The organism is Psychrobacter immobilis (assembly GCF_904846285.1).
Lineage (GTDB): Bacteria > Pseudomonadota > Gammaproteobacteria > Pseudomonadales > Moraxellaceae > Psychrobacter > Psychrobacter immobilis_D.
The window spans coordinates 18,499-41,732 of sequence record NZ_CAJHAD010000011.1; the positions used below are offsets into that span (position 1 = coordinate 18,499).

A 23,234-nucleotide genomic window follows, 5' to 3' on the forward strand; every position below is an offset into this window, starting at 1 on the left:
ATTATCCCTAACCTGCAACCACAATATTAACCAGTCTATTCGGTACGACGATTTCTTTTTTAATCTCGCCAGTAAGGAATTTTTCCACGCCATCAAGCGCGCGTGCCTGTGCTTTAATAGCCTCAGCATCGCTATTGGGTGCTACATCCATTTTACCGCGCATTTTACCGTTAACCTGCACTATCATAGTAATCATGTCTTGCACTAAAGCGCTTGCATCGACTTCTGGGTAGCTCAGGGTGACGGTATCCATTCCTAGTTGCTCAAGCAAATGCTCACCAATGTGCGGCGCGTATACCGATAGGATAATCAATAAATCAATCAGCGCTTCATGCTGTACTTGCAGATCTTGCTCACCGTTTGCTTTAAAGTTACTCAGCTCGTTGGCAAGTTCCATTAAGCTAGAAACTGGCGTATTGAGTGCTAAGCGTTTACCCAAATCACTATCAATTTTGCCGATAGTTTCATGCGTCTTACGGCGTAATGACTTTGCTTCTTTGCTTAAGTTATCCGTATTTAAGGCATCATTATTAAGCTGCTCAAGACTTAAATTGGTATCAGTTAACGCTTGGATATGCTCAGAAGCGATGCGCCATACTTTTTTAACAAAGTTATAAGGACCTTTGAGCGCATCGTCTGACCATTCTAGCGTTTGGTCGGCAGGGGCGGTAAATAAGGTATAAAGGCGAACGGTATCCGCACCATATTTATCAATGGTAATTTGTGGATCAACGCCATTATTTTTTGACTTCGACATTTTCTCGATTTTGCCAATCGTCACTGGCTGCCCATCTGATTTTAAGATGGCTTTGATTGGCTGACCACGCTCGTTATAGTCAATATCAATGTCTTTAGTGAAGTAATAAGTGGTACTGCCATCGGCATTAACGCGGTAGAAAGTACCAGCAAGCACCATACCTTGGGTCATCAAATTGGCAAATGGCTCATCACCTGATACCAAGTTTTCGTCACGCATTAGCTTGTGGAAGAAGCGTGCATAAAGCAGATGCATCACGGCATGCTCGACACCGCCGATATATTGGTCGACTGGCAACCATTTATTCGCCGCTGACTTGTTGACCATATTGGTCGTATCATGTGGGCTAGCAAAGCGCGCATAGTACCAGCTTGATTCAACAAAGGTATCAAAGGTATCGGTTTCGCGCTCAGCAGGATTGCCACATTTAGGACAAGTGGTATTTACAAATTCTGGAATGTTTTTTAAAGGATTGCCGCGACCATCAGGGACGACGTCAGTTGGTAGGATAACTGGTAAGTCTTGCTCTTCGACCGGCACCGTACCGCAATGCTCACAGTTGACCATTGGGATAGGGCAGCCCCAATAGCGCTGGCGAGATACACCCCAATCACGTAGACGGTATTGGATTTTTTTCTTCGCAAGCGCTTGCGGCTCAAGCTTAGCAAGCATGGCTTCAAACGCTTGTTCGAAATCTAGGCCATCAAACTCGCCTGAATTCACTAAGGTGTTACGCTCGGTATAAGCGCGATTGTCATTGCCTTCTTCAGCGTTATCAAAATAGCCAGCAGGGATATCAATCACTTGCTTAATGGGCAAATTGTACTTAGTGGCAAACTCATAATCACGCTCATCATGGGCTGGTACTGCCATGACCGCGCCCGAGCCATAGCTCATCAGTACATAGTTGGCAACCCATACAGGCACTTCTTCGCCGGTCAATGGATGGGTCACCGTCAGACCGGTATCCATACCAATTTTTTCGGCTTTGGCTAAGTCCGCTTCAGCAACTGAGCCTTTTTTGCACAGCGCATTAAACTGGGCAATAGCGTCGTCATTTTCAGCGGCATATTGTGCCAATGGATGCTCGGCAGCAACGGCGACATAGGTGACGCCCATTAAAGTATCAGGGCGAGTGGTAAAGACGTCTAAGCTATTGCTTTGACCAGCCAGCTCATAAGGGAAATGAACTTCCATACCGGCACTACGACCAATCCAGTTACGCTGCATAGTCAGTACTTCAGAGGGCCAGTGACCTTCTAACTGGTCTAAATCATCAAGCAGCTCATCGGCATAATCGGTGATGTTAAAGTAATACATTGGAATATCGCGCTTTTCGACCGCCGCGCCACTACGCCAGCCTTTACCGTCAATGACTTGTTCGTTGGCTAATACGGTATTGTCGACCGGATCCCAGTTGACGGTGGCAAGCTTTTTATAAACCAAGCCTTTTTTGTATAACTGTAAAAACAACCACTGTTCCCACTGATAATATTCGGGGCTACAAGTGGCAAATTCACGTGACCAGTCAATAGACAAACCAAGCAGTTTTAGCTGCGCGCGCATGCTGTCAATATTAGCAAACGTCCATTCAGCAGGCGGTGTTTGATTGGCAATTGCGGCGTTTTCAGCTGGCAGACCAAAACCATCCCAACCCATTGGCTGCATGACTTCATAGCCTTTTAGGCGATAATAACGGCTCAGTACATCAGAGATCGTATAGTTACGCACGTGACCCATATGCAGCTTACCGCTTGGGTAAGGGAACATCGACAGCATATAGCGACTTGGTTTGTCGCTTGGCTCGTTACTTACTTCAAAACGCTTGTCAGTTCCCCATTTGGCTTGCTGCGCCGCTTCAATAAGTTGCGGCTGATACTGGGCGTTATCGATAGAAGTATTATTGGTATGGGTAGTATTAGCAGTTTCTGCTGTCACGGCGTTGCTCATAGTTGGCTCGGAATAGGTTGTTACAGATAAATTGGGTAAAATTTTACAATGCCATAGCATAGCGTAATTTGGCAAAAATTGCGATTGATTGTGAGGTTGTTATAGTCGAGAATAGTTGATTAATCGTTATAAACAGATGATATTCCTATCAACTATAAAGTAGATAAAACATGAGTGAAATTATTCTCAAGCAACCAGTCAGCTTACTTAACCGTAACGTCAAATTTGATTTGAAAGCTTTTTTTATTCAAGCATCGTCCACTGTAGCAGGCACTGCAATTCAAGTTGCTACCGTAAATCCTATTGGAGCATTGACGAGCATAGTTACAGGCTTATCAGGTGCCTCTAAAGCAATCTCGTTGGAGGAGATACCAGTAGAGCAACGAGCTTGGTTGCTTGTTGTGAGTTCTTTAACTCATGCTATTGCCAAGACATTAGAAGACTTTAATGATTTATTTGAAAATAGCATCGAATTTTTTCAACTGAATACGGTTAGCGAGCAACTTACTAACCAAATTAATGAACTTGAAATTACGTTAACAAATGATTTTTTTAACAATCCGCATAAATTAGCATTTTTAGAAGACATCTCTCATATTCTAATTTGTTGGCTACAACAGCTAGGATTAAATGATATTCAAACTAAGTCATTCATTTACCAGTTTAAATCTCAATTTCCGATGTCACTACATTATGAGTGGGGTGCAAATCCATCCTATTATGCGCTGATAGTTGAGAAGCTAGATACACCGTTTAACGTGGTAAATAGATTGCAAAGACAGGCATCTGAATACCGCTACTGGCTCCAGCAACAAGTTAATGAACGTATCTTCGAAGAAGCCTTTGGACTTAAACAAATATATGTACCTCTAAGAGCCTATTACACACAAACAATAAGTAATGATGGTAGTAAAGCTGCTGAAGATAGTGTGGAACCGGAAAAGAGTGAAGTGCTTAATCTTAATAACAGTGGAAATGTCACTAAAACAGTCTGTAATCTGTATGAGGAAATTAGTAAGTGGCTTAAGAAGACTGATATGGACGATAGCTTAAAAATCATTAGCGGTGGTCCTGGTTCGGGAAAATCATCGTTTTCTAAAATTTTGGCTTCAGAATTAGCTGAAAAATCCGATGTACCAGTTTTGTTTATACCTTTACATCGTTTTAAAATTAGTGGTTATCTACCTGATGCTATTAGGCAGTTTCTTGACAATCATCATATATTAAGTCAAGAGAATCTATTAAATGAATCCAATCTTCTTCTCATATTCGATGGTTTGGATGAACTGTCAATGCAAGGTGCCAACTCGAAAGAGGTGGCAAACAATTTCACAGAAGAATTGAAAGAAGTGTTGAGGGAAAAGAGAAGTTTGAACTGGAAAGCAATTGTTACAGGTCGTGAATTATCTATACAACAGCAAAAAAATAAATTAAAAAAGCAGAAAACGATTTTATATTTATTACCATATTTTATTAACGAAGATGATAGGGATGGGTTTGATGATCTTGATAATTTATTATTAAAAGATCAACGTAACGAATGGTGGCAGAGTTTTGGTGAGCTGAAAGGTCAGGGGTATGACGGATTACCCGAGATACTAGCAACTGAACATTTAGAACCTATAACGAAGGAACCTTTGCTTAACTATCTTTTGTCGTTAAGTTATCTACGACAGGATATAAAATTTACATCAGATACTAACCTTAATCAGATATATGCAGATTTACTAGATTCAGTACATGAACGAAAATATACAGGTAGCCGTACTCATACTGGAATAAATAATCTTGAGAAAAATAATTTTATACGAATTCTCGAAGAAATTGCTTTAGTAGTTTGGCATGAAAATGGTCGTACTGCTAGCATTGATAGGATTATGGAACGATGTAAAGAGGCTAATATTGCAAGCTATTTTGATGAATTTAAAGGTGATGCGGAGTCAGGCGTTATTCGGTTACTAATGGCGTTTTATTTTAGAGAGTTTGATGGTAGTCAAGGAGATAAAACATTTGAGTTTACTCATAAAAGTTTTGGTGAGTATCTGACAGCAAAGCGAATAATGCTAGAATTAGACATAATGTTAGATGAAGTCGAACGTGGAAGAAGTCGTGCAGGTTCAGGCTGGACAGTAGAGTATGCATTTGAAAAATGGATAAAAATTTGTGGTGCCCAATATATCTCCTATGAGTTAAATCGATTTATAGGTGGTGAGCTTAAAATAATGATGTTAAAACAGAACGGACTAGAAAAAGTAAAAAAATATCAGAGTTTAATGATCGAATTAATACAAATGTCAGTAAATGGACAATCGCCTATAAAAAACCTTAGTTTAAGCTCTTCTAAAGAGGATTTAACATATAGCAATATAGCTGAAATTGATATGTTAATAATACATTCACTATGTGCCAGATATACTAATGACGTAATTAAAAACGTTAAATATAATGATGAAAAAGCCTTTGATAGCTGGATACATAGGCTAGATTATAATATTGACGGGCAATTTAATCATTTAGATCTTAGAAAGTGTGACTTAAGAAATATATTCTTAGGTTGTAATTTTGACTCCACAATACTAGATGATGGTAACTCGCTTTTTTCCTCCTTTTTTATGTCGACATTTAAAAATGCAAGTCTTAAAAATGCCAAACTATATGTTACTAACTTTGAAAATGTAGACTTTGAAGGTGCAAATTTTGAAAACGCAAAACTTGTAGAGTCTTCCTTGAAAGGTGCTAATATAAAAAATGTTTGTCTTTCAGGTGCTAACTTAGAAAGAACGAATTTTACTAAAGTCCAAGCTGAAGGCGCGGACTTCATGATTGCCAACCTTGAGGATGCTAATTTGAATGAAGCAAATTTTACGAATGCTAATTTCGTAGGTGCTAATTTTAAAAATGCTAATCTTAATGGCACCGATTTCACTAATGCAAACCTTGAAAATGCGAACTTTGAATGCACTAACCATGAGGATGCTATTTTCATTGGATCAAATTTAAAAGGTACTATTTTAGAAAATATATACATATCAGAAGAGAAATTAGAGGAAGAAAAATGACCATCACTATCTACGGCATCAAATCATGCAGTACGATGAAAAAAGCCTTTACTAAACTTGATGAGCTAGGCGTCAGCTATGATTTTCATGATTATAAGAAACAAGGCATTGATAAAGCAACGCTACAGCATTGGGTTAACCAGCTTGGTATCGATAAAGTACTGAATAAGCGCGGAACAACATGGCGCAAGCTGACTGACGAGCAGAAGCAAGCCGCTGATAATAACGTCAATAACGCCATAGATTTGCTGGTAGAAAACACCAGTATGATCAAGCGTCCGATAGTTGAAGGTGAGCGGACAGATAACAATCAGCCGATACTATTATGCGGTTTTAATGAAGCTGAGTTTGAGGCGGCTTTTTATAAATAAACCGTTCTCATAAAAACGCTATCAGTTTGGCACATTATAAATTATTATTAGAATTAAGTTTGCCAGTTTATAATGTTCAAGGACGAGGAGAGGGTTATGAAGAAATTAATATTGATTGCTGCGCTTGCCGTTGCACCATTGATGGTTACAACCGTACAAGCAGCAGACACATCTACCAAGATTACCTTTGCTAAAGACAGCTATTGTGGTAATTTTAGTGGTAACCTTAAAAACGGCAAAGTATTTCGTTTATGGTTACTGTCCGATCAAAACTTAGTGATTCGTAACGTCGGTGACGACCAAATTAATGTCGCTTATGTCTCAGGACCAAATGGTCGCTTAAACGGCGATCGCTACGAAAATGAAAACTCTTATATCACCCAGCGCAAAGGCAATCACCATATGAAGGTGTATGGTAATAGTAGCCATAGTAACGTGGAGTTTTGCGCTTATTAAACGCTTCTAAGTTAAGCAGCTTTGATAAATAAAAAGCCCAAACTTAAATGTTAAGCTCGGGCTTTTTTATATGAAAAATTACCACAGCTCGCTAGCTCATTGACGAATCCAAATCACGGCTAATCAAGGTGCCGACGCCTTCGTTGGTGAAAATCTCTAACAGCGTGGCATGCGGCACGCGACCATCGACAATAACCGCACTTTTTACGCCGCTACGTACCGCATCAAGTGCGCATTGAATCTTAGGAATCATACCGCCCGAGATAATACCATCTGCAATCAAACCATCAACTGTCTTTGGCGTCAATCCAGTCACGACTTCACCATCACGACCCAATACCCCTTTGATATTGGTCAGTAGCATAAGCTTTTCTGCTTGTAAAAACTCTGCGACTTTACCCGCAACCAAATCGGCGTTGATATTATAAGTATTGCCTTCTTCATCGACACCAAGAGGGGCGATAACGGGAATGAAATCAGAGGCAATCAGCATATTAATCACGTCTTTATTAACGCTGACCACATCACCGACAAAGCCCAAATCAACGGGAACCGCTATACCATCAGCGCCGATTTTTTCCATCATTAACTTTTTAGCTAGGATTAAATTAGCATCTTTACCGGTCAGACCAATGGCGCGTCCACCGTGCTTATTGATTAAGCTGACGATAGATTTATTGACGCTACCGCCGAGCACCATCTCAACGATATCCATGGTGCTTTTGTCAGTCACGCGCATGCCGTCGATACGATCAGATTGACGACCGAGCTCTTTTAACAAGTTATCTACTTGTGGACCACCGCCGTGTACAACTACGGGATGCATGCCGACGGTTTTTAATAAGACGATATCACGGGCAAAGGAGCTTTCGAGCGCAGGGTCGGTCATGGCATTGCCGCCGTATTTGACTACAATGAGCTTATCAACAAAGCGTTGAATATAAGGCAGCGCCGTGGTTAATACTTCAGCGGTAATTTTGGCTTCATCCAAATTAAGCGTCATGACAAGCTCCTAAAAGACAGGGTTAAGCGGTTGATTGAGGGTTTCTGTTTTTTTCTGGCGTTCTCTAATAAAATAAATGGTAAAAAAATCAGTTAAATAATAGCTATTCAGCAACGATAGATAGTATTTGCGTGGCTAAATGCTCGTTAAATGGGCGGCATAAAGCGGCGAATCTCGTTTGAATATCGATAAGATCGTCGATGCTATCACCGGCAAAGCGCACGGTCAGATTTTGACTGGTATTTGATTGGCGTAATACGCCAAACCCGCGCGCGAAATCCAAACGTACCCCGTCAATACAGCTTAGTGTCGTACCAATTGGCAAGAGTTTTTTTGCTGCTTCTAAAGTTATAGCGTGTTTTTGAGCGGAACAGGTACAATGCGCTGGTGCACAGTTGATGATAGTCTGGTCATTAGAATGAGTCGAGCAAAGCGCTGTGACTGTTATAAGATGTTGTAAATAAAGACATAGACGGGTCAACTGCTCAACGATTGAGCACTTTGTCAAAACTGTTTCTGGCAGCGGTAAATAATGGTCAGCCGTACTGACGATAACGGGTAAACTCTCGATGATATCAGATAGGCTTGTTGTACGAGTCGTTAGATTGGGCTTAACCAGTTGTGGTTTAGCTAACCAATGTAGCAGTCTTAATGCCGCATACATGGCATCATCATAAAGAATAAAATAGCTATCATTAAAAATAAAATGCCCAGATAACTCACCGGCAAAGACAATTTGACCGTCAGACTGCTGCATTTGTTGCCGCATCAAACTGCTACCTGTTTTACTAATCACAGGCGTGGCGCCAAGTTCAGTAATGAGCTTTGGTAAATGATGACAGCATTTAATATCAAAAAGCACTTGAGCGTTTGATAATGACTCATTTAACGGCGGAGGGCACTGATTGACAGCTACTGTTGCCAACATATAAAGCAGATGGTCAGGCGTGACAACTTTGCCCTGATTATCAACCACCATTAACCGATCGCCATCACCATCAAAGGCGATACCTATATCTGCCTGATGCAGAAGCACGCTTTGCTGTAATTGCTTAAGACGCTGCGGCTCAGTAGGATCCGGATTGCCGGCAGGAAAATCACCGTTTGGCATGTCGTTAAAGGTGATGACCTGCTGGCAAAAACGTTCAAATAAAGGCTTGGCAATATTGCTGGTCGCGCCATGCATACAATCAATCACCACCACTAAATCAAGTTTGGAGGAGGGTGTATAACTATCTTTTGCGCTCTGGCTATTTGACTGGTTATTATATTGATAAATTTGCTCAAAAACTTGTGTAATGGTGTCTATATAAACGCTTGCGACTTGATTAACAGATAAATGTTGCTGTTTATGATAAATAGGCTTATCAATAGCGACTAAAGAATTATCTTGTGCGTCGCCGCTAGCTAGCTGCTGATAGAGAACTTGAATGTCTGCGCTGCTCGGAGAGGTATGGTTGACTAGCCACTTGACCCCTAAAATGTCTTTAGCGGAATGACTGGCAGTGACAATAATGCCATGCCCCTGATATTGCTCCGCCCAAAAAATCATCATGGGCGTGGTAACAAGACCTAATTGAATGACCTGTATACCTTGCTGAGATAACACATCAGTAAGTGTTTGGGCAACGGTATCGCTACCGCAGCGCACATCATAACCCATAACAACGATGGTTTTTTTGTTAGCGCTTTGGCTATTATTTTCGTTATTAGTTTTTTGCTGAACTCGATAAAGATGAGCAAAAGCGTGCCCCAATGCTTGAATAAAGTCATTGGTAAAATGCTGGCGCGAACCACGAATATCATAAGCACGAAATAAGGATTGCTGCGCAGCAAAAGACGGCATCGCTTACTCTCCTTATTGTCGTGTTTATTAAGTTATTGTGATTGTTAAATTATTATGATTTCTAGATTGTGATCATCATAAAAAATTAAAATGGTAAATCAGTACGGACTACTGACGACCTGAATGTCCGAAACCACCGGCACCGCGCGCACTGGTATCACTAAATTCTGCCACCAATTCAAACTCAGGACGAGCAACCGGTACAACCACATATTGCGCCATACGCTCGGCAGGATTTAAGATAAAATTTTCATTGCTGCGATTCCAAATACTGACCATCAGCTCGCCTTGGTAATCGGCATCAATCAAGCCGACTAGATTACCCAAAACAATACCATGCTTATGCCCAAGACCTGAGCGCGGTAAAATCATACCTGCAAAATTAGGGTCTTGAATATAAACCGCCAAACCAGTACCAATCAAATGCGTCGCACCGGCTTTAATCGTCAAAGGCTCGTCAATGCAAGCGCGTAAGTCGATACCTGCGCTGCCATCGGTTGCGCGTGTCGGTAAAGAAAACGCTTTATCTTCAGTAATTTTAGGGTTTAATACTTTAACTTGTACAGCTTGCATAATGCACTCACTTAACGATTTTAATGGTTTTATAAACAGAATGAATCTAGGGCATGCCCTGATTTTTAAATATACTCAACAACAACTATTTTCATTATAAATAGCTGCTGATTTCTAACTTTTAGTTTTCAGATTTTCATATTTTCATATTTTCATATGCGATTGATCAAAGAATCAGTAAACTTGCCAAGCCCAAAAACGACATAAAGCCAACAATATCTGTTACCGTGGTAAGGATAACAGAGGCAGACAACGCCGGATCAATATTCATACGTTTGAGCATCAGCGGAATACTGATGCCTGAAACGTTGGCGGCAGTCATGTTAATCGCGATAGCAAAGCCAATAACGGCACTGATTTTAATATCATGAAACCACAATTGGGCAATAAACGCCATGATTATCGCCCATATGATACCGTTTATCGCCCCAACCCACAGCTCTTTATTTAATAACCATAGGCGGTTGGAACCACCGATTTGACCCATTGCCATACCGCGAATGACCACCGTCAGTGTTTGCGAGCCTGCAATTCCGCCCATACTGGCAACCACGGGCATCAGTATTGCCAACGCCACCACTTTTGCTAATACGGCTTCGAACTGCCCAATCACCGCCGCGGCCAGTAGCGCGGTACACAAGTTAATGCCCAGCCAAATACTGCGGCTTTTGGCGCTGGTCAAAATAGGGGCAAACAGCTCCTCATCTTGGCTGACACCGGCAAGATTTTTCATGGTGCTATCGACATCGTCTTGGATAATCTCCATGATATCTTCGCCATTTAACTGACCGACCAGCTCGCCATGGCTATTAATTACAGGCGCAAAGCGAATGTCTTCTGAACGGAAAATCGCTGCCGCATCTTGAATATCTAAGCGATCATTGACAGTAATGGCGCTATCGATTAAATCAGCGACTAAGGTGCTTTGTTCATGCTTAATTAAATCAGCCAGACTTAATAAGCCAAGCAGTTGTTGGCTTTGGTCGACGACCAAAAGCTCTTGGCTCTCGTCATCGAGCAAATCGGCATTTTCTCGCAGCCAGTTTTGTACTTCTGCAAGGGTGATATCGTCCCTGATTTGAATCAGGTCAGGATCCATATAACTACCGACTTCCCAGTCGGCATAAGTATCAAGCTTATTGACCTGAATGCGAATATCTTCATCCAAAGTCGCCATCACCGAGGTACGCACACTTTCGGTAACGGTATCTAGAATCTCGGAGATATCTTGCGCATCAAGGTCTTGGGTAAAAAGCGATATCTCTTTTGAAGAGACGTTTTCTAACAGCGGTTGGCGGGTATCAAACTCTAACTCCGCCAGCACTTCACCTTTGATATCTTCTGGCACCTGTGCCCATATCAATAAACGGTTTTGGCTAGGGAAAGATTCTAATAAGCTGGCAATCTCATATTCTGATTGCTTTTCTAAAAACTCAGTAATCGCCCCATATGCCTTTTCGGCAACCAAACCTTGTAAATACAGCAGCTTATATTCGCCGCTAGATTCTGCCGGATTATAATCGCCCTGCCGTGTCGATGGTCGTTCAGGATTCGGCGTCGAGGTGGGCATAAAGGTTCCAAGTTTTTTAAAAGGGGTTAATATGAAAATTAAGCTTAGCGCTTATTTTAAGTACGCTAAGCATGAGAAATTTTTTAAAAGTTGAGTTTAGCGATTACCTAATAAAGCGCGAATATTGGCCAAGTATTCATCAGCGACTTTTTCAGGGTCTTTGCTGGCTTTTTTCTTTTTCGCTTTGGCTGGCCAGTCGATATGTTCTTCTGGCAGCTCATCTAAGAATCTGGATTCAGACGTCACGCGCATTTGACCACCCGCGCGGCGCTGAGTGGCGAGCGTCAATGTTAGCTCGCGACGCGCACGAGTAATGCCCACATACATCAAGCGTCGTTCTTCGTCGACCGTCTCGCTCAGGATAGAGTTGCGGTGCGGTAGCATCTCTTCCTCAAGCCCCATGATATATACAAAATCAAACTCTAAGCCTTTTGCCGCATGTAAAGTCATGAGGTTCACTTTATTGGTGTTTTCTTCTTCTTGCTGCTGCTCGAGCATATCAAGCAAAACCAGCTTACGAATGATGGTATCAATGGTGCGGTCTTCATCTTCTTCAGCACGATTAATCAGTGATTGAATACTGGTATAAAGCATGTCGATATTATCAATACGGTTTTTTTCTTGTTGCGGCGTTTTTGAGTCGCTACGGATAAAGTCAATATAACCGGTCTCATCAATCATTTGACGGACGATTGGTACAGGATCAGGATGCTGATCGAGCTCGCGGGTATAGTGGCCAATAAAATCGCCAAACTCTTTTAAGGTGCCATAGGCTTTTGACGGCAAAACGTGAGCAAGCCCAGCATGGGTACAAGATGCCAATAACGAGATGCTATGCTCTTGTGAAAATAAACCAAGCTTTTCAAGGGTTGCTGGTCCCATCCCGCGCTTAGGCGTATTAATAATGCGTAAAAATGCGCTGTCATCTTCAGGGTTAAGAATCAAACGCAGATAGCCCATGATGTCTTTAATTTCACTACGGGCAAAGAACGATTGACCGCCCGATAACTTATAAGGGACTTGCAGCTGACGCAATTGTGCCTCTAGCATGCGCGCCTGAAAGTTACTGCGATAGAGAACCGCATATTGCTCCCACTCATTACCAAAACGTAATTTATGCGTGACAATCTCTTTTGCAACGCGCTCTGATTCATCATCGTCATTACGGCAATTAATAATACGAATTTTCTCGCCTTGACCTTTATCTGACCAGAGTTTCTTTTCAAATAAATGCTCGTTATTGGTAATAACGGCGTTGGCAGAGGTCAAGATACGCGTGGTTGAACGGTAATTTTGTTCAAGCATAACGATTTTAAGTTTGGGGAAATCTTCTTTGAGCAGCGCCATATTTTCAGGTTTTGCGCCGCGCCATGCATAGATAGATTGGTCATCGTCACCAACCACGGTAAAACGTCCTTGCGGTCCAACCAGATATTTAATCATTTCATACTGAGCAGTATTGGTATCTTGATACTCATCGACCAATAAATAACGAATACGGTTTTGCCATTTATCACGCAGCTCTCTGTTTTCACGTAATATTTTGGTCGGTAATACAATCAAATCATCAAAATCTACGGCGTTATAAGCCCGCAGGTTACGCTCATATAAAGCATAAAGGGTGGCAAAAATCATATCTCCTGGATCGTCTAAGGTTTCCATCGCCTTATCAGGTTCAATCAGATCGTTTTTCCAATCAGAAATCATTTTTATCGCTTTACCAACCAACTCACGACTTTCAGCACCGCTTAAATTGTCACGCATCATCAGCTCCATCAGCAAACGCTTGCTGTCGTCGCTGTCCATGATGGAAAAGTTGCCTTTGAGCGGGGTATGAATCAACTCATAACGTAAAAACTGTAGCCCAAATTGGTGAAAGGTAGACACCGTCAGCCCGCGAGTTTTTTCACTCGGCAGCAATTTACTGACACGGGCTTTCATCTCACGCGCCGCTTTATTGGTAAAAGTCACCGCGGTGATACGCTCAGCTGGCATGTTGCATTCTTCGATTAGATAAGCGATTTTACGCGTAATCACCGATGTCTTACCGGAGCCGGCACCTGCTAGCACAAGCAATGGACCAGATACATAGAGCATCGCTTCTTGTTGTTTGGGATTAAGTTGACTCATAAGATGACCTGTAAGACAAAAGCAAAAAAGGAAAGCAAAAATAGGCTGACGCTGATATTGAGAGTCGCTAAGCCAGATGAAAAATGCCCGTATTAGGCAAATCGGTGGTGCCACATGGCATCGATAGGATTATTTAAACCATCCACTCATTAAGCGCATCGCAGTTAATATTTTGTGACAATTGATCATAACCGCTGTCATTAAAACAGCCGCTGATATAACCATGAAATTCGGTGGGCCATTATAAAGCAAAAACCCTATCTTTGGGTGAGGAGTTAGTAGAGAGTGCGCAGTAAAAAAGCGTTTGGATTGCGCGACTTACACTATATATACCAGTGCCTTTTTAAAAATATGGATTTGGGCTTAATATAAGGTAACGTCTATATCATAGTTTATGGTAAAAAAAAACATATTTTTTTTGCAGAGAAAATGACCGTTCAATGCAGTTAAAAACTAGCTTTTGATTACCGATATGCGTATAGTACGTAAATAATTTATGCCAGTTGTCACGTCATTGTTGACCACGTGTAATGAGCTATTAAATCAATTAAGTAAGCGATTGAATACGATATTGATTTAATACGTTGATCTTACGTTGTTAAAAGATGCGTTAGGCGACCAGCCTTTTTATCCGTGAACAGAGCGGAACATCTACAGTTGGTCACGTCTGACATCGTCGTCAATAAGCTTGATAATTGGTTATTACCAGCACAGTAGCTATAATAGTCATTGATTGATCATAATCACTGAGTTATTTAAACAAATTTACTCAAATAAAGTGACTCAATGACAGTTACTTTGTGTTTTCGTCTGCGTTATGCCTGTCGCCATTACCACCATTATTTGTGAGTATTCGCGGTGCGCTTGACACTCGATTGGGTGAGGAGCACGTATTATCATGTCTGCTTTTAATTGGTCAGCAATTGCTTTTATTTTAGCCGCCATTGGGCTAGTTGTTTTTATGCTGGTCGTTCCGCGCTTACTGGGCGGTCGCTCTCATGGCTCACAAAAAGAAGAGATATTTGAAGCGGGTGTTGTCGGAGCTGGCAACGCCCGCATTCGTTTGTCTGCAAAATTCTATTTGGTAGCCATTTTCTTTGTCATCTTCGACTTAGAAGCGCTTTATCTTTATGCTTATGCAGTGTCAGTGCGTGAAACGGGCTGGCTTGGCTTTGCAACAGCAGCGACTTTTATCGTCGACTTGTTGATTGGTCTGGTTTATGCCTTGAGTTTAGGTGCATTGAACTGGGCGCCAGCGGATAAGCGCCGTAAACAAGCACGTTTATATGCCGCTCCAGCAGGTTTCAATTTGGCAGATATCACCAAGTTTGATGGCGTTGATGAGCTGATGGTCGACCCGACGGGTAAAATACCGGCGCAGTCTTCAGGACAGATTAATGTCTCTAACAACATCGAGACCAATCGTCGCCACTTGCAAAATATAGATCATATTAATACCACAGGTAATATTACTTCCGTAGATTTTGCCACCTCTGTGCAACAAGACAATGCTAAAGGCGTTTAAAGCCAATTGCTTTTGGCTATCTTGCTGCAGTTGCACACCAGAATGGTCACTTATTATTAATAATAGAAGTTATGGCGATAGTAATATCAATCTGATTGCTACAAGTCGCTTAAAATAAAGGTTGTATGTTATGAAATACACATTAACAAAAGCCAACCCTGATGCAGATATCTATCCTGCACAGACTAGTCAAACGGTCAATGATCCGCTCGAAGATGAAGTCAATAAAAACGTCTTTATGGGTCGTCTTGAAGACCTTGTCCATTCAACAGCAAACTGGGGGCGCAAGCACTCACTATGGCCATTTAACTTTGGTACTTCTTGCTGTTATGTCGAATATGCCACTACCTTAACCGCGGTTCACGATTTATCACGCTTTGGTGCCGAAGTTATTCGCGCCTCGCCCCGTCAGGCGGATGTGATGATTGTTGCTGGTACCTGCTTTGTCAAAATGGCACCGGTTATTCAGCGCCTTTATGAGCAAATGCTTGAGCCAAAATGGGTCATCTCAATGGGTGCTTGTGCCAACTCGGGTGGCATGTATGATATCTACTCAGTGGTACAAGGCGTGGATAAAATCATTCCTGTTGATGTTTATGTGCCGGGTTGTCCGCCGCGTCCAGAAGCCTTGATTCAAGGCTTGATGCTGCTGCAAGAGTCTATTACTAAAGAGCGTCGTCCGCTGGGTATTCATGTCAATGAGCAAGGTATCTATCAGCCACAAATGACGCCTGAGCGTGACCGTAAGCAAGCAGATCGTATCGCTGTGAAAAACTTACGTAGCCCAGATAGTATCTAGCTATAAGTCATTTAATAGTTAACGTTGTAGTTTGGCTCAATCATTCATAATCCGTAAAAGTGCTCAGTACGCATATATTCATCGTAGTTTGGTTATGATTAACATAGCTCGGTTTTTTTTAATAGAGCGTGGTTATGTTTAGCATAGCTCAATTATGATTAATGAAGGAATACATCATTCATGGTCACGGTAGTTGAAAACATAGATCCTAAGATCAAGCCTGTCCCAGCAGTTATCAAAGAGCTGGAAGAAAAATATGCCGGTAAGTTTGTCGTGCAGCACACTGTGGATGAGATTCCAACGGTTTGGGTGGCACGTGCTGATTTGCTTGATGTTCTCTTATACCTGCGTAAATTGCCAAAACCTTATGTCATGCTATTTGACCTATCAGCGATAGATGAGCGCTTGCGTCAACATCGCCAAGGCTTGCCTGACAGCGATTTTACGGTGTTCTATCATTTGATGTCGCTTGAGCGTAATAGCGATGTGCGTATCAAAGTCGCGCTAAGCGAAGACGATCTCAATGTACCGAGCGCCACCAAAATCTGGCCAAATGCCAACTGGTATGAGCGTGAAGTGTGGGATATGTTCGGCATTGTTTTTAGTGGCCATCCGCATTTGACCCGTATATTATTGCCTAAATATTGGGAAGGTCATCCACTGCGCAAAGAATATCATGCGCGGGCGACTGAATTCACCCCGTATTTCTTGAATACCGCCAAACAACAATACGAACAAGAAAACCTGCGCTTTGTCCCTGAAGAGTGGGGCATGAAACGCTCGGGTCGTGATGAAGACTTTATGTTCTTGAACATCGGTCCTAACCATCCCTCCGCTCACGGTGCGTTCCGTTTGGTGCTACAGCTTGATGGCGAAGAAGTCGTCGATTGTATCCCTGATATTGGCTATCACCATCGCGGCGCCGAAAAAATGGCTGAGCGTCAAACGTGGCACTCATACATTCCTTATACCGACCGTATTGACTATCTCGGCGGCGTCATGAATGAGCTGCCGTACATCATGTCGGTTGAAAAGCTTGCGGGTATTACCATTCCACCGCGCGCTGAAACCATTCGTGTGATGATGAGTGAGTTTTTCCGTATTACCAATAACTTGCTGTTTGTTGGTACCTTTATTCAGGATGCGGGCGGTATGACGCCGGTATTCTATATGTTTACCGATCGCCAAAAAGCCTATGACGTCATCGAAGCCGTGACTGGTTACCGTATGCACCCAGCGTGGTTCCGTATCGGCGGTACCGCGCACGATTTACCGCGCGGCTGGCAACGTTTGGTTCGCGAGTTCTTAGACTGGATGCCAAAACGCTTGGATGAGTATGTCAAAGCGGCACTGCAAAACAGTGTGCTTAAAGGTCGTACCCAAGGCGTTGCCCAGTATAATACCAAGCAAGCTTTAGCTTGGGGTGTTACCGGTGCAGGCTTACGTGCGACAGGTTTAGATTTTGATTTGCGTAAAGCGCGTCCATATATGGGCTACGAGAATTACGACTTTGAAGTTCCAGTCGGCTATAACGGCGATGCTTATGATCGCTGTATGGTCAAAGTAGAAGAGATGCGCCAGTCGCTACGTATCATTCGTCAATGTATGGATAATATGCCGCAAGGTCCTTATAAGGCAGATCATCCATTGGCCGTACCACCGCCAAAAGATCGTACGTTGAATGACATCGAGACCTTGATTAACCACTTTATCTCCGTCTCTTGGGGTCCTGTGATGCCAGCGGGTGAGTGCACCACGATTGTGGAAGCAACCAAAGGTCTAAATAGTTATTACATCACCTCAGATAAAGCGACGATGAGCTATCGTACCCGTATTCGTACGCCGACATTTGCGCACCTACAGCAGATGCCATCGGTTATTAATGGCTCATTGGTCTCTGATGCCATTATGTATTTGGCATCGATTGATATTGTGATGGCCGATTGTGACCGCTAAATGTTAGCCGTAATGCATTTATCATCATCTTTTATGAATGCTAAATATTAGATGTTAAGTATTAAAAGTAAGATACGTTCATTAACATGTTATCGCCAAACTGGCACACCAAAACGCTGTCATTGCGCCATAAGCGCAACCTTAACAGTGGGCTGAGTGAGGAAAGAAAAAGATTATGAAAATTGTTTCCGATAAAATGCCAAAAGTAGATGTGGCAAGTATTTTAACCGCTGAAGAAATTGCAGCTATCCACGAGTTTATGCATCATTATCCCCATCCACGGGCAGCGTCTTTAGATGCGCTAAAAATCGTGCAAAAGCGTAACGGTTGGGTCGATGATGCACAAGTCAATGCCATTGCCAACATTCTAAATGTGCCAATGACAGATATGGATGGGGTGGCAACCTTCTTTAACCGTATCTATCGTCAGCCAGTCGGTCGCAATGTCATCCTTATTTGTGATTCAGTAGCTTGTTACTTAACGGGTTACGAAGCGCTGGCGGCTGAATTAAAAGCGCAGCTGGGCATTGACTATGGTCAAACTACCGCTGATAACCGCTTTACGCTATTGCCGATTTGCTGTTTGGGCAACTGTGACAAAGGTCCTTCTGTCTTGATTAATGAAGATACTTATGGTCCTGTGCAGCCTGAAGAAGTCGCCCAATTGTTGGAGCTATACGCATGAGTTTAACGATTTCAGAGCAGATTGCTCGTCGCGGTCAAGGCAAAGCGCCAAGCCAATTAAATGACCAGCGTATTCCTGTTTATGGCGATAAAGCCACCGCAACTAGTGAAACCAAACCATTAACATGGCGCCTGGCACATCACGATGCGGTATTGGATTTGGCCACTTATGAATCGCTACGTGGTTTTGAAGCGCTAAAAATGGCCTTAAACCAATCGCCAGACGATACTTTGAATACCATTAAAGAAGCTGTGGTAAAAGGTCGTGGCGGTGCAGGTTTCCCAGCAGGTATCAAATGGTCGCTAATGGCACCACCCGATGGTGGTTCACGTTATCTCGTCTGTAATGCCGATGAGATGGAGCCGGGTACTTTTAAAGACCGTCTGCTGATGGAGCGTCTGCCACTACAGCTTATCGAAGGTATGCTGATATCTGCCTATGCGATTGGTGCAACGGCTGGTTATATCTTTATTCGCGGTGAATATATTTTAGCAGCAGAGCGTTTAAATACAGCGCTTGAAGAATTGCGTGCCAATAACTTGGTCGGCGACAATATCTTAGGGTCAGATTTTAGTTTTGATTTACACGTCCATACCGGTGCTGGTCGTTATATTTGCGGCGAAGAAACCGCTTTGATTAACTGTCTAGAAGGTCGCCGCGCTAACCCTCGTACTAAGCCACCGTTTCCACAAGTAGCGGGAGCATGGGGACGTCCGACGGTAGTCAATAACGTTGAAACCTTACATAACGTTTCAGCGATTATTTTGCATGGTAGTAAATGGTATCAAGATTTACCAAAAGCCAAAGGCGTGGTTGAAACCCCGGGCACTAAGCTGTTTGGCTGTTCAGGTCTAGTTAATGATCCCGGTCTGTGGGAGCTGCCATTTGGTTATACGGCGCGTGAAATTATTGAAGATTTCGCTGGCGGTATGCAGGAAGGTAAAAAGCTTAAAGCATGGTTACCGGGTGGCGCATCAACCGACTTTTTAACGGCTGATCATCTAGATACGGTTGTTGATTTTGATACCATTCAAAAAGCCGGTAGCCGTATGGGTACGGGTTTATTAATGGTCGTCGATGAAGAGCAAGATATGGTGCCATTATTGCGTAACCTTGAGATTTTCTTCCAACGTGAATCATGCGGTTGGTGTACGCCATGCCGTGATGGTCTACCGTGGGGCGTGAAAATATTGACCGCCATTAACGACGGTCAAGGTCAAATCGGTGATGTTGAGAAGTTAGAAGAGTTGACTCGTGATTTATGGATCGGTAAAACTTTCTGCGCGCATGCCCCAGGTGCGATGGAACCATTGATGAGTGCTATTAAATATTTCCGTCCTGAGTTTGATCAAAAAATTGCGCAGGCGGTTGGTGAAGATGTCATTGAGGCTGCAGCCAATCAACAGCCAGAAGTGAAATAAGGAGAGCGGCATGGCAGTCATACATATTGATGGAACCACTGTCGAAGTAGATAGCGCAGATAACTTGCTACAAGCATGCTTATCACTCGGCATTGATGTGCCGTATTTTTGTTATCACCCCGCCTTAGGTTCAGTCGGCTCTTGCCGTCAGTGCGCGGTTAAGCAATATCAGTCTAAAGAAGATATGGAAGCGGGTCGTGGTCGTCTCGTGATGTCATGTATGGTCGCACCAGGCGATGATATGTACATTTCAGTGACCGACGATGAAGCCAAAGCATTTCGTAAGTCGATGGTTGAGCTGTTGATGGTCAACCATCCGCATGACTGTCCAACTTGTGAAGAAGGTGGACATTGTCATTTGCAAGACATGACCTATATGTCAGGTCATAGCCGTCGTCGCTATCGTTTTACTAAGCGCACCCATCACAACCAAGAGCTTGGTCCATTTATTGCTCATGAGATGAACCGCTGTATCGCTTGTTATCGCTGCGTCCGCTTTTATAAAGACTATGCAGGTGGCGAAGATTTGGGCGTTTATGGCTCAAACGAGCGCGTTTATTTTGGTCGTGATAAAGATGGTCAGTTTGAAAGCGAGTTCTCAGGCAACTTAACCGAAGTGTGCCCAACTGGTGTGTTTACTGATAAAACCCACTCTGAGCGTTATAACCGTAAATGGGATATGCAATATGCGCCAAGCATCTGTCATGGTTGCTCAGCCGGTTGTAATATCTCTCCGGGCGAGCGTTATGGCGAATTACGCCGTATTGAAAACCGCTATAACGGTGAAGTGAACCGTTATTTCTTATGTGACCGTGGTCGCTTTGGTTACGGTTATATCAATCGCGAAGACCGCCCAACGCAAGCGCTTGAACGTATCAATGACAAGCATGTCAAAATCAATATCGACTATGCCCTTGATGAAACCATCAAACGTATCAAAGATAAAAAAGTCATCGGTATTGGCTCACCACGTGCGAGTCTCGAGACCAACTTTGCGCTAAAAAACATGGTCGGCTTTGATAGCTTTTCGACCGGTCTAAACCATCAGCAGCAAGCACTGGTCAATAAATGTATTGAAGTATTAAGTACTAAGGGTATTTATAACCCGGGTATGACTGATATTGAAAGCCACGATGCCGTATTGGTGCTAGGTGAAGATATCACCCAAACCTCATCACGTGTGGCGCTATCGATTCGTCAGGCGGCAAAAAATGAAGCCATTAAAATGGCGGCAGCAACCAAAACCCAATCATGGCTAGCCGAGCCAGTCAAACGTATTGGTCAAGGCGTTCAAAGCCCAGTATATGTTATCGATGTTATCCAAACTAAGCTAGAAGATATCAGTAAAGTCAGCGTCGTTGCGACACCTGAAGATATCACTAAGCTTGGCTTTAAAGTCGCTGATGCAATTGCTGATTTTGCGGATGATTTATCGGAAATAGTAGACCCACAAACCGCTGAACAAGATGCTAGTGTCGATACCAATGCCGATGGTATGCAAGCGTTGGCACAGCAAATCGCTTATGACTTAATTCAAGCCGATAAGCCGTTGGTTGTTTCTGGTAGCAGCTTATCATCGACTGCTTTGATAGAAGCAGCGGCACAGATTGCTCAAGCATTGAGCCAAAAGCGTGCGGCGATTAAAGCAACTGAGCAGCAGCAAGTTGAGGCGCATAATGAGCAGGTTCGCGCCGCTGAAGCACAAGCAGCAACCACTCAGCAGAGCGAAGACAAAGACTTGTCTGCTAAGCCGAGCAAACCGGAAACAGGTATAGATACAGAAGCGCAAGACGATGTCGAGCGTAAGCCTGCAACCAAGCTTGAGCTCAAAGAAGTTAATAAACAGTACCAAGCGCAAGCCGGTATTTATTTGGCGGTTCCTGATGCCAATAGTATTGGCGTCTGTATGCTTGGCGGTCAATCACTCGAAGAGTTATTAGCGACTGACTTTGATGTGGTGATAGTCGCTGAAAACCAGTTGACTGATGCCATTGATGCGCATAAATTAACCCAGCTATTGACTGACAAAACTGTCATCGCCCTTGACCATCAGCTGCTTGATTGGCATAAAGATGTCGATATTGTATTGCCAGCCGCTAGCTTTGCGGAAGCAGACGGTACGCTTATCTCTGCTGAAGGTCGTGCGCAGCGCTTCTTCCAAGTTTATGACAACGAATATTATCATCCGCTGAGCAGTATCAAAGAAGGCTGGCGCTGGTTACATGCCGTCCATAGCAGCTTAGAAGGTCGTGATGTCGATTGGACACAGCTTGATGATGTCATCAATGCATTGGTTACGACTCATCCTAAGCTTGCTGGTATTAAAGGCGCTGCTCCTGATGCCGATTACCGGATGACCGGTCTAAAAATTGCCCGTCAGCCGCGTCGCTACTCAGGTCGTACTTCTATGCGCGCGCCAGTATCTGTGCATGAGCCGATGCAGCCAAAAGATTTGGATACTGGTTTAACCTTCTCAATGGAAGGCTATAGCGGTAAGCAAACACCAAGCTCGATGATTCCTTTTGCCAGTGCAGCCGGTTGGAACTCACCGCAAGCATGGAATAAATACCAAGATAAAGTCGGCGGTAGTCTCAAAAATGGTGATCCAGGTGTGCGTCTGTTTGATCAATTAAAGCGCCTAGCCACGCGGCAATATGTTGCGCCAGAAATTACCTCGGTGACGACAACGAATATGCAGCAAGGACAAGCAAAACTGGTACCTATTTACAACCTTTATGCCAGCTCTATGATGGCATCACGTAGCCCAGTGGTTGCAGAGCAATTACCGCTAGCAACATGGCGTGTGGGTATTGATGATGCCAAAGACTGGAATATCGCTGATGGAGATTATCTGGCGATTGAGATTGATAAGCAGCAAATCACCTTACCAGTTGAGCTCGTCGGTTACTTGGCAGAAGGTTGTATCGGTTATCCCGTCGGGCAGGTAAGTATTATTCATCCTTCAATGCCGGCATCGGTGCGTAAAGTTGATGCGCCGGTGACGATGATGGGCAGCATGGCGACTGATAGTGCTTTAACAGCCAATACCAATAACCGCGCAACGCCAATAAGCAGCGCGCCGACCACCACACAGGAGCTGTAATATGCAAGTTACCCGCATTATCCCTGATGT

General features: G+C 43.2%; 15 protein-coding genes. 9 read left to right on the top strand and 6 right to left on the bottom strand.

What is annotated here, in order from left to right; translation table 11 throughout:
- Positions 1-7: 7 nt before the first annotated feature.
- A complete protein-coding gene (leuS, locus tag JMX13_RS08065; protein WP_413786311.1) occupies positions 8-2,707 on the bottom strand; it encodes a leucine--tRNA ligase in 2,700 nt (899 codons plus the stop codon).
- Positions 2,708-2,877: 170 nt separating this feature from the next.
- Between leuS and JMX13_RS08070 the strand changes: the two genes are divergently transcribed.
- The 3 genes from JMX13_RS08070 to JMX13_RS08080 all read left to right on the top strand — a co-directional run bounded on the left by JMX13_RS08070 (position 2,878) and on the right by JMX13_RS08080 (position 6,593).
- Positions 2,878-5,766: a pentapeptide repeat-containing protein gene (locus tag JMX13_RS08070; RefSeq protein WP_201612017.1), complete on the top strand. Its 2,889-nt coding sequence runs from the start codon at positions 2,878-2,880 to the stop codon at positions 5,764-5,766.
- Entirely contained in the window at positions 5,763-6,137 is a 375-nt protein-coding gene (locus JMX13_RS08075; protein WP_201612018.1) for an arsenate reductase, read from the top strand. The genes JMX13_RS08070 and JMX13_RS08075 overlap by 4 nt, the downstream gene beginning before the upstream one ends.
- 96 nt (positions 6,138-6,233) lie before the next feature.
- A complete protein-coding gene (locus tag JMX13_RS08080) occupies positions 6,234-6,593 on the top strand; it encodes a hypothetical protein (RefSeq protein ID WP_201612019.1) in 360 nt (119 codons plus the stop codon).
- A 91-nt stretch (positions 6,594-6,684) separates the two neighbouring features.
- Here the strand turns inward: JMX13_RS08080 and argB are convergent, their stop codons facing one another.
- The 5 genes from argB to JMX13_RS08105 form a co-directional block, all read right to left on the bottom strand.
- A complete protein-coding gene (argB, locus tag JMX13_RS08085; protein ID WP_201612020.1) occupies positions 6,685-7,596 on the bottom strand; it encodes an acetylglutamate kinase in 912 nt (303 codons plus the stop codon).
- 103 nt (positions 7,597-7,699) lie between these two features.
- On the bottom strand, positions 7,700-9,442 hold the full coding sequence (locus JMX13_RS08090) for a phosphomannomutase (RefSeq protein WP_201612021.1): 1,743 nt from the start codon (positions 9,440-9,442) through the stop codon (positions 7,700-7,702).
- A gap of 108 nt (positions 9,443-9,550) precedes the next feature.
- Positions 9,551-10,015 (bottom strand): dUTP diphosphatase, encoded by a 465-nt coding sequence (gene dut / locus JMX13_RS08095; RefSeq protein ID WP_201612022.1) that lies wholly within the window; start codon positions 10,013-10,015, stop codon positions 9,551-9,553.
- A 166-nt stretch (positions 10,016-10,181) separates the two neighbouring features.
- Complete coding sequence (gene mgtE / locus JMX13_RS08100; protein WP_201612023.1) at positions 10,182-11,585, bottom strand: magnesium transporter; 1,404 nt, start codon at positions 11,583-11,585, stop codon at positions 10,182-10,184.
- 96 nt (positions 11,586-11,681) lie between these two features.
- Positions 11,682-13,715: a UvrD-helicase domain-containing protein gene (locus JMX13_RS08105; protein ID WP_201612024.1), complete on the bottom strand. Its 2,034-nt coding sequence runs from the start codon at positions 13,713-13,715 to the stop codon at positions 11,682-11,684.
- An 898-nt stretch (positions 13,716-14,613) separates the two neighbouring features.
- Here JMX13_RS08105 and ndhC point away from each other — a divergent pair.
- The 6 genes from ndhC to nuoG all read left to right on the top strand — a co-directional run bounded on the left by ndhC (position 14,614) and on the right by nuoG (position 23,204).
- Positions 14,614-15,240, top strand: a complete 627-nt coding sequence (gene ndhC, locus JMX13_RS08110; RefSeq protein ID WP_201612025.1) for an NADH-quinone oxidoreductase subunit A — start codon at positions 14,614-14,616, stop codon at positions 15,238-15,240.
- A gap of 130 nt (positions 15,241-15,370) precedes the next feature.
- The gene (locus JMX13_RS08115) at positions 15,371-16,039 is read left to right on the top strand and encodes a NuoB/complex I 20 kDa subunit family protein (RefSeq protein WP_201546587.1); all 669 of its coding nucleotides are present in this window, start codon (positions 15,371-15,373) and stop codon (positions 16,037-16,039) included.
- A 180-nt stretch (positions 16,040-16,219) separates the two neighbouring features.
- The gene (gene nuoC / locus JMX13_RS08120) at positions 16,220-17,995 is read left to right on the top strand and encodes an NADH-quinone oxidoreductase subunit C/D (RefSeq protein ID WP_201612026.1); all 1,776 of its coding nucleotides are present in this window, start codon (positions 16,220-16,222) and stop codon (positions 17,993-17,995) included.
- Between the two features lie 175 nt (positions 17,996-18,170).
- Positions 18,171-18,680: an NADH-quinone oxidoreductase subunit NuoE gene (nuoE, locus tag JMX13_RS08125; protein ID WP_201612027.1), complete on the top strand. Its 510-nt coding sequence runs from the start codon at positions 18,171-18,173 to the stop codon at positions 18,678-18,680.
- Positions 18,677-20,101 (top strand): NADH-quinone oxidoreductase subunit NuoF, encoded by a 1,425-nt coding sequence (gene nuoF, locus JMX13_RS08130; protein WP_201612028.1) that lies wholly within the window; start codon positions 18,677-18,679, stop codon positions 20,099-20,101. Before nuoE ends, nuoF begins: the two co-directional genes overlap by 4 nt.
- A gap of 10 nt (positions 20,102-20,111) precedes the next feature.
- Positions 20,112-23,204: an NADH-quinone oxidoreductase subunit NuoG gene (gene nuoG, locus JMX13_RS08135; protein WP_201612029.1), complete on the top strand. Its 3,093-nt coding sequence runs from the start codon at positions 20,112-20,114 to the stop codon at positions 23,202-23,204.
- Positions 23,205-23,234 lie beyond the last annotated feature (30 nt).

Bases quoted from the DNA above. Each gene is read 5' to 3' on its own strand.
- mgtE (WP_201612023.1), bottom strand. From the start codon at position 11,585: ATGCCCACCTCGACGCCGAATCCTGAACGACCATCGACACGGCAGGGC.
- ndhC (WP_201612025.1), top strand. From the start codon at position 14,614: ATGTCTGCTTTTAATTGGTCAGCAATTGCTTTTATTTTAGCCGCCATT.
- JMX13_RS08105 (WP_201612024.1), bottom strand. From the start codon at position 13,715: ATGAGTCAACTTAATCCCAAACAACAAGAAGCGATGCTCTATGTATCT.
- nuoG (WP_201612029.1), top strand. From the start codon at position 20,112: ATGGCAGTCATACATATTGATGGAACCACTGTCGAAGTAGATAGCGCA.
- JMX13_RS08070 (WP_201612017.1), top strand. From the start codon at position 2,878: ATGAGTGAAATTATTCTCAAGCAACCAGTCAGCTTACTTAACCGTAAC.
- JMX13_RS08115 (WP_201546587.1), top strand. From the start codon at position 15,371: ATGAAATACACATTAACAAAAGCCAACCCTGATGCAGATATCTATCCT.
- nuoE (WP_201612027.1), top strand. From the start codon at position 18,171: ATGAAAATTGTTTCCGATAAAATGCCAAAAGTAGATGTGGCAAGTATT.
- dut (WP_201612022.1), bottom strand. From the start codon at position 10,015: ATGCAAGCTGTACAAGTTAAAGTATTAAACCCTAAAATTACTGAAGAT.
- leuS (WP_413786311.1), bottom strand. From the start codon at position 2,707: ATGAGCAACGCCGTGACAGCAGAAACTGCTAATACTACCCATACCAAT.
- JMX13_RS08080 (WP_201612019.1), top strand. From the start codon at position 6,234: ATGAAGAAATTAATATTGATTGCTGCGCTTGCCGTTGCACCATTGATG.
- nuoF (WP_201612028.1), top strand. From the start codon at position 18,677: ATGAGTTTAACGATTTCAGAGCAGATTGCTCGTCGCGGTCAAGGCAAA.
- argB (WP_201612020.1), bottom strand. From the start codon at position 7,596: ATGACGCTTAATTTGGATGAAGCCAAAATTACCGCTGAAGTATTAACC.
- JMX13_RS08075 (WP_201612018.1), top strand. From the start codon at position 5,763: ATGACCATCACTATCTACGGCATCAAATCATGCAGTACGATGAAAAAA.
- nuoC (WP_201612026.1), top strand. From the start codon at position 16,220: ATGGTCACGGTAGTTGAAAACATAGATCCTAAGATCAAGCCTGTCCCA.
- JMX13_RS08090 (WP_201612021.1), bottom strand. From the start codon at position 9,442: ATGCCGTCTTTTGCTGCGCAGCAATCCTTATTTCGTGCTTATGATATT.